12 protein-coding genes are annotated in these 12517 nt (G+C 39.4%); 3 read left to right on the top strand and 9 right to left on the bottom strand.

Translation table 11 applies throughout. The features are described 5' to 3' along the window. Positions 1-74 precede the first annotated feature (74 nt). The 9 genes from rpsR to dnaA form a co-directional block, all read right to left on the bottom strand. On the bottom strand, positions 75-314 hold the full coding sequence (gene rpsR, locus AYR53_RS03050; protein ID WP_068225915.1) for a 30S ribosomal protein S18: 240 nt from the start codon (positions 312-314) through the stop codon (positions 75-77). Between the two features lie 48 nt (positions 315-362). Then, positions 363-914 carry a single-stranded DNA-binding protein gene (gene ssb, locus AYR53_RS03045; protein ID WP_068225916.1) on the bottom strand — a complete coding sequence of 184 codons (552 nt, stop codon included), beginning with the start codon at positions 912-914 and terminating at the stop codon, positions 363-365. A gap of 78 nt (positions 915-992) precedes the next feature. Then, positions 993-1292 (bottom strand): 30S ribosomal protein S6, encoded by a 300-nt coding sequence (gene rpsF / locus AYR53_RS03040; protein WP_068225917.1) that lies wholly within the window; start codon positions 1290-1292, stop codon positions 993-995. Positions 1293-1534: 242 nt separating this feature from the next. Further along, complete coding sequence (gene gyrA / locus AYR53_RS03035; protein ID WP_068279473.1) at positions 1535-4009, bottom strand: DNA gyrase subunit A; 2475 nt, start codon at positions 4007-4009, stop codon at positions 1535-1537. A gap of 54 nt (positions 4010-4063) precedes the next feature. Further along, positions 4064-6016: a DNA topoisomerase (ATP-hydrolyzing) subunit B gene (gyrB, locus tag AYR53_RS03030; RefSeq protein ID WP_068225919.1), complete on the bottom strand. Its 1953-nt coding sequence runs from the start codon at positions 6014-6016 to the stop codon at positions 4064-4066. A gap of 30 nt (positions 6017-6046) precedes the next feature. Continuing rightward, entirely contained in the window at positions 6047-7171 is a 1125-nt protein-coding gene (gene recF / locus AYR53_RS03025; RefSeq protein WP_068225920.1) for a DNA replication/repair protein RecF, read from the bottom strand. After that, positions 7171-7407: a S4 domain-containing protein YaaA gene (gene yaaA, locus AYR53_RS03020; protein ID WP_068226277.1), complete on the bottom strand. Its 237-nt coding sequence runs from the start codon at positions 7405-7407 to the stop codon at positions 7171-7173. The genes recF and yaaA overlap by 1 nt, the downstream gene beginning before the upstream one ends. A 296-nt stretch (positions 7408-7703) precedes the next feature. Next, complete coding sequence (dnaN, locus tag AYR53_RS03015) at positions 7704-8843, bottom strand: DNA polymerase III subunit beta (protein ID WP_068225921.1); 1140 nt, start codon at positions 8841-8843, stop codon at positions 7704-7706. A gap of 170 nt (positions 8844-9013) precedes the next feature. Next, entirely contained in the window at positions 9014-10378 is a 1365-nt protein-coding gene (gene dnaA / locus AYR53_RS03010) for a chromosomal replication initiator protein DnaA (protein WP_068279475.1), read from the bottom strand. A 529-nt stretch (positions 10379-10907) separates the two neighbouring features. Between dnaA and rpmH the strand changes: the two genes are divergently transcribed. From rpmH to yidC, 3 genes are all read left to right on the top strand, one after another. Then, on the top strand, positions 10908-11048 hold the full coding sequence (gene rpmH / locus AYR53_RS13260) for a 50S ribosomal protein L34 (RefSeq protein WP_075168934.1): 141 nt from the start codon (positions 10908-10910) through the stop codon (positions 11046-11048). 133 nt (positions 11049-11181) lie between these two features. Beyond that, entirely contained in the window at positions 11182-11535 is a 354-nt protein-coding gene (gene rnpA / locus AYR53_RS03005) for a ribonuclease P protein component (protein WP_068225923.1), read from the top strand. Positions 11536-11538: 3 nt separating this feature from the next. After that, positions 11539-12369 carry a membrane protein insertase YidC gene (yidC, locus tag AYR53_RS03000; protein ID WP_068279477.1) on the top strand — a complete coding sequence of 277 codons (831 nt, stop codon included), beginning with the start codon at positions 11539-11541 and terminating at the stop codon, positions 12367-12369. Positions 12370-12517: the final 148 nt, after the last annotated feature.

Genomic DNA, 12517 nt, shown 5'->3' with positions numbered 1-12517 from the left:
ATCAGGAAACGTTTCACGTGGAACAACTGAGTATAAAAAAAGATCGAGACAAACTGTCTCGATCTAATAACTGTCTACATATCTTCGGAAACGAATGGTAATAAAGCCATGATCCGTGCACGCTTGATTGCAATTGTAATCTTACGTTGGTTCTTGGCACTAGTACCCGTTACACGACGTGGTAAAATCTTGCCACGTTCTGAAACGAAGCGACGTAATAAATCTGTATCCTTGTAATCAATGTGTTCAATATGATTAGCAGCGATATAATCTACTTTACGACGGCGACGTCCACCTCTACGTTGTTGAGCCATAATTGATTTCCTCCCCACTTAAATGGAATTAGTAATCATTACAACACATTAGAATGGTAAATCATCATCGGAAATATCAATCGAATCACCGTTATTTGCAAACGGATCATTAGGATTGCTATTAGGTGTATTGCTGGTTGAACCACTCGCAGGTGCTTGACTACTTGATGACTGAGGAGCTGGATTATTATTAGCGTTACCACCAAAGTTACTGGCTGGCTTATCTTGATAACCACCAGGGTTTTGGTTAGCATTATTTTGCTGACGACGTTCGTCAGTAGACCGTGATTCTAACAATGAGAAATTATCGACAACAACTTCAGTCACGTAAACACGTTGACCTTCTGCATTATCGTAATTACGCGTTTGAATTCGGCCATCAACACCAACTAATGATCCTTTATGGGTAAAGTTAGCAAAATTTTCTGCGGCCTTTCGCCAAATAACACAACTGATAAAATCAGCTTCACGATCACCATTACGGTTAGTGAATTGACGGTTAACGGCGACAGTAAAAGTTGCTACAGCAGCACCACCAGAGGTATAACGTAAATCAGGGTCCCGGGTCAAACGACCAACAAGAACGACACGATTAATCATATCCTAAAGCTCCCCTTTCTTTTTTTAAAATTTTATTTACTCGTTGTATCTTTTACTCGAAAAGATACAGCGCACTAATTAGTCTTCTTCGCGTGTGATCATATGACGTAAAATATCGTCATTAATCTTTGAAAGACGGTCGAATTCACCTAGTGGCGTATCATCATCAGTTGCTACACGAATTAAATGGTATAAACCTTCGCGGTAGTTTTTGATTTCGAACGCTAAGCGTCGTTTCGACCAGTCCTTTGATTCAATCACTTCTGCACCGTTATCCCGCAAAATGCCGTCAAAACGTTCAACTAAGGCTGTTTTGCTTTCATCGTCTAAATCTGGACGAATAATGTAGAGAATTTCATATTTCTTTGATTGAGCCATGACTGTTCACCTCCTTATGGACTTTAAGGTCTCCAACCCAATGTTGGAAACAAGGAGAATCTAAATAACTAGATACTCACAAATAAAAATTATAGCACGCGTTGACAGAACTTTCAACTAGTTTCCAATTTTATGGCCCTCAGTCATCAAGTGGGAATTGATAATTAAAACACAAAAATCGTTTTGGCTTTCGTCACCTTATAGATAACTTACGCCAAAACGATCTCGTTTAACTTTTACAATTAATCAGTCGTTGGATCTTCAGTGGTTGCTTCAGTATCCGCCACTTCTGGTTCAACTTTGGCCATTGTTGCGACCTTAGCCTTGTCGTCAACTCGAATTAGACGAACACCTAAGGTTGCCCGACCAGTTTGTGAAACGTCGCTAACGTGGAAACGAATAACAACACCTGTATTAGTAATCAGCATGACATCCTCATTACCATTGACAGTTGTTAAACCAGCTAATGGACCGTTTTTATCGGTCACGTTAACCGTCTTAATCCCCTTACCGCCACGGCCCTTAATTGGGTACTGCTTGGCACTAGTACGTTTACCGTAACCATTTTCAGAGATAACAAGAACTTCACTGTCAGCAGTTAATAAATCTGAACCAACAACATAGTCACCCTCACGTAGGCGAATACCACGAACACCGGTTGCAGAACGACCCATTGAACGAACGGCCGTTTCAGCAAAGCTAACCGCATAACCTAAGTGCGTTCCGATAATAATATTCTGCTTACCATCTGTCAAACTAACGTTAATTAGCTCATCATTTTCTTTTAAGGTAATTGCCTTTAAGCCATTACTACGAATATTTTGGAACTCCGCAACAGGTGTCCGCTTAGCAACTCCCTTCAGCGTAGTGAACATCAAATAGTTATCTTCAGCATCTGAAGCTACATTAACTACTGTTTGAATACTTTCGCCAGAATCAATTCCAAGCAGATTAATTACCGGAATTCCCTTGGCAGTTCGTCCATATTCGGGTATTTCGTAGCCCTTTGCCTGGTAAACTTTACCCGTATTCGTGAAGAATAATAGCATATCATGCGTTGAGGTAAAGACTAGGTGTTCGATGAAATCATCATCGTGAATGCCCATACCTTGAATACCACGGCCACCACGATTCTGGATCTTAAATTCAGAAGCAGGTAAGCGCTTGATATAGCCATTGTGCGTCAAAGTAATCACAACGTCTTCTTCTTCGATTAAATCCTCATCTTCAAGACTTAGAACTTCGCCAACTAACAACTCAGTCCGCCGCTTATCACCAAATTTAGTTTGAATTTCTAACAATTCTTGATAAATAATCTGGTTGATCCGTTCCGGTTTAGCCAAAATATCCTTATAGTCGGCAATTTTGACCATTAAATCAGCATATTCAGACTCAACTTTATCGCGTTCCAAACCAGTTAAACGAACCAAACGCATGTCTAAAATAGCCTGTGTTTGCTTATCGTCTAATTCATAGCGTTCCATTAAAATATTTTTGGCAACTTCACCAGTTTTAGAACTACGAATAATTCGAATAATCTCATCAATATGATCTAGCGCAATTCGTAAACCAGCCAAGATGTGCGCACGAGCTTCGGCCTTGCGTAAATCAAAAGCCGTCCGCCGTTGAATAACTTCTTCTTGATGTTTTAAGTAATACTGCAAAATTTCTTTTAAACTCAACGTGCGCGGTGTGCCGTTAACAATGGCTAACATATTAAAGCCGAAAGAAGTTTGCATCATCGTTAATTTATATAAGTTGTTCAAAACAACTGAAGCTGATACGTCACGGTGTATATCAATAACAACACGCATACCTTCACGATCGGATTCATCGTTTAGATCTGTAATTCCATCAATTCGTTTATCACGTGCCAATTCAGCAATTTTTTCAACTAATCTGGCCTTATTAACCATGTACGGAAGTTCAGTAACAATAATGCGTTCCTTACCGTTTTTTTGTTCCTGAATCTCAGTTCGTGCACGGAGCATAATGGTTCCCTTACCAGTTTCATAAGCACGGCGAATACCTGATTTGCCCATGACTAAACCACCAGTTGGAAAATCAGGACCAGGAACTGCCTCCATTAAATCGGCTGTAGTTGCTTCTGGATTATCCATTAAAATATGCAGTGCACTAATAACCTCACTCAAATTATGTGGTGGAATATTTGTTGCCATCCCAACGGCAATCCCCGTTGAACCATTAACTAGTAGGTTAGGAAAGCGTGCCGGTAGTACAGTAGGTTCTTTTTCAGTACCATCATAGTTATCTTGGTAATCAATTGTATCTTTGTTAATATCGCGCAACATTTCCGTTGCAATTTTACTCATTTTAGCTTCGGTATACCGCATTGCAGCGGCGCCATCACCGTCGACGGAGCCAAAGTTACCATGTCCATCAACTAACATGTAGCGATAACTGAAGTCTTGCGCCATTCGTACCATGCCTTCATAAATTGATGAATCACCATGGGGATGGAATTTACCCATAACATCCCCAACAATTCTGGCCGATTTCTTATATGGCTTGTCCGGTGTTACTCCTAATTCGCTCATACCGTATAAAATACGACGTTGGACTGGTTTTAGACCATCACGAACGTCCGGTAATGCCCGTGCAACGATAACACTCATCGCGTAGTCCAAGAACGAGGTACGCATTGTTGTCGATAAATTGACGTCTTTTATCCGGCTATTTTGTGGTTCGTCTGCCATTTACTTCATTGACTCCCTTCAAAATCATCTATATATCCTAAAATTAAAGATCCATTAAACGTCCAAGTTTTCGACGTAATGGGCATTATCTTCAATAAACTGACGCCGTGGTAAGACCTTGTCACCCATTAACATTTCAAGAACGTGATCGGCCTCAATGGCATCGGAAACGTCAACCCGCAACAAACGGCGATAATCTGGATCCATCGTTGTTTCCCATAATTGAGAAGCATCCATTTCACCAAGGCCCTTATAACGCTGAATAACTGGCTTAGGACTAGGTTGTAAACTACCTAAAACAGTTTCCAGTTCCTCGTCAGAATCAATGTACTTTTGCATTTTTCCTTGCCGTACCTGATACAACGGTGGCTGAGCAATATAAACGTAACCTGCCTCCACAACCGGACGCATATAACGGTAAAATAACGTTAAAAGTAACGTGCGAATATGTGCACCATCTACATCGGCATCAGTCATAATAATTAATTTATGGTAACGTGCCTTTGATAAATCAAATTCATCACCAAAACCAGTTCCCATCGCTGTAAATAATGTTCGAATTTCTTCATTTGCTAAAATACGATCTAAACTGGCTTTTTCAACGTTCAAAATCTTACCACGAATCGGTAAAATGGCCTGCGTTAACCGTGACCGGCCTTGCTTAGCAGAACCACCGGCCGAATCCCCTTCAACAATAAATAGTTCACTAATTTCAGGATCTTTACTGGAATTATCAGCCAACTTACCAGGTAAATTACTGATCTCTAATCCTGATTTTTTCCGGGTAACTTCCCGGGCACGCTTAGCTGCTAGGCGTGCTTTAGAGGCTAATAATCCCTTATCCATAACATCTTTAGCGATATCTGGGTTTTCCATCAAGTAACGCGAAAATGTCTCCGCAAAGGTGTGATCAGTTACCGTTCGTGCGTCAGAATTACCTAATTTTGTCTTAGTCTGGCCCTCAAATTGCGGATCTGGATGTTTGATACTAACAACAGCAGTCATCCCTTCACGAACATCTTCGCCTGAAAGGTTATCTTCACTGTCTTTAAGAAAGTTCTTTTTGTGCGCGTAGTCATTAATTACTCGCGTTAACGCGGCCTTAAAACCAGCCTCATGAGTTCCACCTTCATAGGTATGAATATTATTGGCGAAGGTCATCAAGTTAGTGTGGTAATCGTCAGTGTATTGTAAAGCAACTTCAACCTTAATTCCCTTTTCGTCACCTTCCACGTAAATTGGCTCTGGAAAAAGATCGTGCTTACCGTTGTCTAAATACTCAACGTAACTCTTAATGCCACCTTCATAGTGGAAAACTTCTTTGGTCGGTTTCTCAGGACGTAAATCTTCAATGCTAATTCGTAAACCCTTATTCAAAAAGGCCAACTCACGAATTCGCGTTGTTAAAATTTTAATATCATAAACGGTTGTTTCCCTAAAAATATCATGATCAGGCCAAAAATGAACAATTGTGCCGTGTTCATGTTCTGGAATTGTACCGCTAACCTTAAGCTCAGTATTAACTTTACCGCGCTTGAAATCCATATAGTAGCGTTTTCCTTCTTTAAGGACCTCAACGTTTAATTGGCTAGACAAAGCGTTAACGACTGAAGCACCAACACCATGTAAACCACCAGAAACTTTATAACCGCCGCCGCCAAACTTACCACCAGCATGGAGAATAGTAAAAATCGTTTCAACGGCTGGCCGGCCGGTCTTTTGCTGCAAATCAACTGGAATTCCGCGACCATTATCAGTCACACGGATGGAGTTGTCTTTTTCAACAGTGACGTTGATTTCGTCCGCAAATCCAGCCAGCGCTTCATCAATCCCATTATCCACAATTTCCCAAACTAAATGATGTAGACCTTGAGAAGTTGTCGTACCAATATACATCCCTGGTCGTTTCCGAACAGCCTCTAAGCCTTCAAGAACTTGAATTTGACTAGCATCATAAGATTTGGCTAATTCTTCAAGACGCTCTTCTTTTTTTTCTGAATCCGTCAAGTGTTGTTCCCTCCATTTTCTTTCTTCCAGTTAATCATGGTCGCTTTGTACTAATTCGCCATGTGTGATATGAAAAACCCGCGGCGCCTGAATCATCGTTTTGGCGACACCACTTAAACTAGTTGTCGTTAAAAAAGTCTGCACTTTATGCTGGATAGCCTTTAAAAGGTGTGTTTGGCGCAAATCGTCCAACTCCGATAAAACATCATCTAACAATAAGACTGGGTACTCACCGGTTTGTTCCTTCATCAAATCAATCTCCGCTAATTTAACGGATAAGGCAGTCGTACGCTGTTGTCCTTGTGAACCAAATGTCTGCACATTTTTTTGATTAACTAAAAAACGCACATCATCGCGATGTGGTCCAACTAACGTCGTGCCCTGTTCAGTTTCACGCTTAACATCGCTACGTAAAAGTTTTTGCAGTGCGGCAGTTAATTCTTCGACTGATTGATCTTTAGCCTGCTCAATTTGTGTAATGTAACTAAAAGTCAATGTTTCGGCGCCGTCAGTAATGCTCCTATGCAATTTTTGCGCCCAACCTTCTAGCTTACCCAAAAATTGTATTCGTTGATGAATAATAGCAGCACCGTACTGGGCCAACTGGTCGGACAGTACCTCTAAGTAAACTTGGTCCTTGGCCTGCTGGTACTTGAGTTGTTTCAAGTACCGGTTACGTTGTTTTAAAACTGTCTTATACTGGCTAATATTATATAAATACCGAGGACTCATTTGTCCAAATTCCATATCAATAAAGCGCCGCCGAACTGCCGGTGAGCCCTTAACAAGCGATAGATCCTCTGGCGCAAATAAAATAACGTTTAGTTGACCCAAATACTGTGATAATTTAGCTTGCTCTAAATGATTAATTTTAGCTCGTTTGCCTTTTTTACTAATAACCAGTTCTAAAGGTAACTTACTGTTGTTTTTTTGAATTGTCCCTTGAATTTTAGCAAATTCGGCTTGCCACTTAATAAAATCCTTTTCATTATTTGTTCGGTGACTTTTAGTCATTGCTAAAACGTAGATTGCTTCTAATAGATTAGTCTTACCCTGGGCATTTTCACCAAGTAAAACATTCGTATCCTTAGAAAAATGAACGTCAACTTTTTTATAATTACGATAATTTGTCAAGATTAAATGATCAACGTACATTAGTTATCATCCGAATTGGTTACTTGCCGTAAAATAAAATCGCCAACGTCAGGAATTGTCACTTGGTCGTCCGCCACTAGCTTACGTCCGCGTCGATTTTCCGCTGTTTGGTTCACTAAAACAGGCTGCTCCTGCAAGAACCATTTGGCCTGTCCACCAGAATCAATTAAACCTAATTCTTTTAATAATTGACCAAGCGTCATATAAGCGGTATCGAGATCCACAATTTTTTTCAATAACATCCCTCACTTCGCTCTATTACATTTGTTTACCTCATATATTATACGCGTTTTAATAGAAAAAAACAATGTAAATAGCCAAATTATGCGACTCAGTGCGTTTTTAGCTTAATTCGACAAAAGACACTAAAAGTACTTAAAGAAGCTAAAATAAAAAAATAAGGCTATTTATGTCATTTTAACGTTAGTTTACGTAAAATTTGCGCAAACTGACTCTAAAGTAATTTTATGGCAAAAAAAAGCATCCTAGATGGCCAATATTCTGACCGTCTAGGATGCATTTTTGATCATATTTAAAAAGTTCGAACTGGTGTAATTAATTGAACAAAATGATCGTTATCCTCCGTTGGCACAAGCGTAAATGGACGAAGTGCCGAAGTAAAGGCGATGTGAATTTGTGTCTGACCGAAAGAACGTAATGCATCTTTCATATAATCAGGATTAAACGAAATCTCTAAACTATCACCGCTTAAATTCTCGCTAGCCAATGCTTCTTCAACGTTACCAACATCTGGCGAGTTACCGTAAATAGTAACGTTATTTTCTGTAGGATTAAGTGCTAATTTAACTACGTTATTGTGGCTTTCATGAGACAGCAATGATGCACGTTCAATTGCTGCTAAAAGTACAGGCGCACTAAATTCGACTTGGGTTGTTGAGCTAGTTGGAATTAAACGTGATGTCTCTGGATAATTTCCCTCTAACAAACGTGAATAGAACGAAGTTGCCCCCGCAATAAAGAGAACCTGATTTTCGGCAATCCGTACTTCAACGGTATCAATATCATCGTCTAACGTTCGCGAAAGTTCAACGAGACTTTTACCAGGAATAATAACGTCGTAGTGAATGTTAGGGTTCAGATCTAAATTAATTTTACGTTGCGATAAGCGATGTGAATCCGTTGCGACAGCCATCAGTTCACCCTGATCAAGAACTAAATGAATACCAGTTAGAATCGGCCGGCTTTCTTGATTAGAGACAGCAATAACAGTTTGGGCAATCAATTGTTTTAGAACACTGACGTCTAAGATTAATTGATCTTCAGTATCAATTTCAGGTAAGTTGGGATAATTATTGGCGTCTAGGCCATTAATCGTGAATTCGGCTGGACCGGATTTAATTTCCGTTTGAAAATTATCCTTAACTTCTAAATTCATAGTGTCTTCAGGTAATCGTTTGACAATTTCGCTAAAGAAACGAGCCGATAAAACAATTGAGCCAGTTGAACCAATATCTAATTCATTTTTATCATCAGTAGCAGAAATGAATGATTCAATAGAAATGTCTGCGTTACTGCCCGTTAACATTAAACCGGCGTCTGTCAAAACGATTTTAATTCCCGTTAAGATCGGAATCGTTGTTTTAGACGAAATGGCACGTTGCACGTCATTTAAATGTTTAATAAAAACGGAACGGTTGATTGAGAATTGCATATAGATGGAGCCTCCTCTTTATTATTTACATTATAAAAGATTTTAAGTAATAGTAGTAGGGCATGTTAACTCTGTGGAAAACAAACTGAAACGTAAAGACCGAAAGATATTCACCTGTGGATATCTTGTGAATATCTTTGCGGATAACTTGTTAGTTATTCACAGGCAATTTATTTAGGCTTCAAAATATTCTTAAGTTCACGGATATCACTTTGAAGTTGTTCTTCATTTTCTAATTCTTGACTTATTTTTTCGTGCGCGTGAATAACAGTTGTGTGATCCTTGCCGCCAAATGATTTACCAATTTTTGGAAGTGAGTTATCAGTCATCTCACGGGATAAATACATTGCTATTTGCCGGGGCATTACAATTGATTTAACTCGTTTCTTCCCCTTAAGATCAGCTAAAGAAATATCGTAGTATTTAGCAACTGCATTTTGAATAGTAAGAATTGATAAACCACTTGCTTTACCATTTAACTTAAGATTTTTTAGGGCATCAGCGGCCAGGCTAGTCGTGATATCAGAGTGTTTCATTGCTGCGAATGCTTGTACACGAACCAACGCTCCTTCAAGTTCACGGATATTAGAATCAATTTGACCGGCAATATAACTAAGTGTGTCGTCAGGAATTTTAAGTTGTTCGGCGTCAGCTTTATTTCTTAGAATTGCAATCCGAGTTTCAAGGTCTGGCGGGGTAATATCAACGGATAGTCCCCATTTAAACCGTGAAACAAGTCGTTCTTGCAACTTGGGAATTTCATTCGGTAAACGATCGGAAGTAAGAACAATTTGTTTTTTATCATCGTAGAGTGCATTAAAGGTATGGAAAAACTCCTCTTGCGTCCCTTCTTTATCAGCAAAGAATTGAATATCATCAACTAATAGTAAATCAACGCTACGGTACTCTTGGCGAAACTGCTCTTGTTGTCGCGTTTGGATCGAATTAATAAAATCATTTGCAAAAGCCTCAGAGGTTACGTATTTAACTTTAGCCTCTGGGCGATAAATCAACATTTGGTGACCGATTGCGTGCATTAAATGAGTTTTTCCAAGTCCAACACCACCATAAAAAAACAACGGATTATACATTGTTCCGGGTTCCTCTGAAACAACTAACGCTGCGGCATGCGCCATCTGGTTTCCCTTGCCAGTGACGAATGTGTTGAACGTATACTTACTATTTAAATGCGTTGGGCGCATAAATGTTGGTGTCACACTAGCTGGCTGTTCTCCCTGCGTCGTTTTAGGCATCTCGGTAGTGATTGTCGGTTGTGGCTTATCAGTAGATCCCTCCACACGAAATACTGGCGTAATTTCTACGTCGGCGATTTCATAAACCCCTTCAACCACTTTTGTTGCCAGATGGTTATCCCAATAGTCCTTATGTAAAGGTGATGGGACTTCGATAACGAGCCGGTGATTCTCTAAGGCTATGGGAGTAGCGTCCGCAATCCAAGTGTTATACCCTACGGGGGTAAGTTCGGATTGAAATTTCTCCTTTAGTTTAGCCCATAAATCGTCCAAATCAGGCACAAAAAGGCCTCCTTTTCAAAAAACGTACCTTCATTCTAGCATTCTATAAAAAAGTTTTCCACAACTTTTAATAAACTGTGAAAATATCTAAATAGATATCCACAAGGCTGTTTAAAGCAATATCCACAGCTTTACAAAAAGTGTGAGTTAGTCTGTGAAACATTAGTTATCCACAGCTAGCTTCTAGTTTTTAAACGCTGATATAGCAACTGTTTCACAAGTTATCAACAGAGAAACGCAAGCCTGTGTATTGTTTTTAAACAGCCTGTTATTTTGTGTAAATAACAGGAAGAACGCTGTGTATTTCTTTTAGAAAACTAAAATGTATTGCTTGGGTTATCCACAAAAAAGACGGTATATTTTTTATTTTGTGGATAACTTTTATTAAGGTACTATTTGCTTAATGAGTGAGGTGTGCTATTATATCTGAGTAATTGCAATTTGACGAAGGCCTACTTTATCCGTTATAATGTTTTGTAATCGGTAGAAGTGTCTTTACGAGAATTAAGCAGGCAGGAGGTGTCAAAATATGTCAACAAAGAGAACATACCAACCAAAGAAGCGTCATCGCGAACGTGTGCATGGTTTCATGAAGCGTATGAGTACTAGCAACGGTCGTAATGTATTACAACGTAGACGCCGTAAAGGTAGAAAAGTATTGTCTGCATAGGCCACTGACCCTTAGTGGTCTTTTTTATTATTTTTGACGTAAAGTCACGCGGTTAAGGCAGGCAGATCTTGCCGGACCAATAGCTGGCGTGACTTTTTTCGATATTAACCTAATTAATAGTGGAGCATCAGTCATGAGAAAATCATACCGTGTTAAAAAAGAAGCAGACTTTCAAAAAGTATTTGAGCTTGGTGATTCAAAGGCCAACCGTAATTACGTTATTTACCGAATGGATAAGCCGGAACAGAAACATTTCCGTGTTGGAATTTCGGTAGGTAAAAAAATTGGTAATGCTGTTCACCGAAATCAAGTTAAACGTCATATTCGTCAAAGTCTGCAGGAGTTAAAACCAATGTTAAAATCCGACGTTGACTTCCTTGTTATTGCGCGTCCGCATGCGGATACGCTTGATCAAGCAGCGGCCAAACAAAATTTGGTCCACGCGTTGACGTTAGCTGGACTATTAACGGATGAAGTGAGGGAATAGGATTTGAAGAAAAAGAAGCGAATACTTGGTGTTGCGGGTCTTTTTACACTGGTATTGTTCTTAGCTGGTTGTTCAACTAAGCCAGTTACGCAGCACAGTACGGGTATTTGGGATCACTACATTATCTGGAATTTCTCCCGGGCAATTATTTGGTTATCAAAATTATTTGGTGGTAGTTATGGTGTCGGAATTATTGTTTTCACTTTAATTATTCGGATTATTATCTTGCCATTAATGCAATACCAAATGAAGAGTTCCCGTAAAATGGCTGATTTACAGCCACAGATGAAGGCAATCCAGAATAAATATTCTTCCAAAGATCTAGAAACACAGCAAAAACTACAGGCAGAAACGTCAAAACTTTATTCTGATGCAGGTGTTCATCCATTTGCTAGTATGTTGCCATTATTGGTTCAAATGCCGATTTTGATCGCATTATATCAGGGAATTCAACGAACACAGGCATTAAAATCCGGGACATTCTTGTGGCTGCAATTAGGTAAACCTGATCCTTACTTTATTTTACCAATTTTGGCTGCAATTTTGACTTGGGGAACTTCTAAGTTAACAATGATGGGGCAGGCTCAACAAAGTGGTATCCAAAGTACGCTTATGGTTTGGGGGATGCCGATCATCATTTTAGTTACTGCCATTAATTTACCATCAGCTTTGGCAGTGTACTGGGTCGTTACTAATGCCTTTTCAGTGGGACAAACGTTGTTGTTTATGAATCCCTTTAAAATTCGTGCAGAGCGCGCGGAAAAAGAAAAAAAGCAACATGATCTACAACGTCAACTTGAAAAGGCCCGGCGTAGTAAGAAACGTAAACGTTAAATTACATAAAAGAGTGAGCTATTTGGGCGTAACTTCTTGTTATTTTGAGAGTTCAGCCTAATTAGTTCACTCTTTTTTTCGTTAACCTTATTCCTTACTCTAAAAACTGGTAAAATTAAATTGGTATTATGTAGGCTAGAAGCCATAT

The organism is Loigolactobacillus backii (genome assembly GCF_001663675.1).
GTDB classification, from domain to species: Bacteria; Bacillota; Bacilli; order Lactobacillales; family Lactobacillaceae; genus Loigolactobacillus; species Loigolactobacillus backii.
This window is presented reverse-complemented; position numbering and strand designations above follow the sequence as displayed.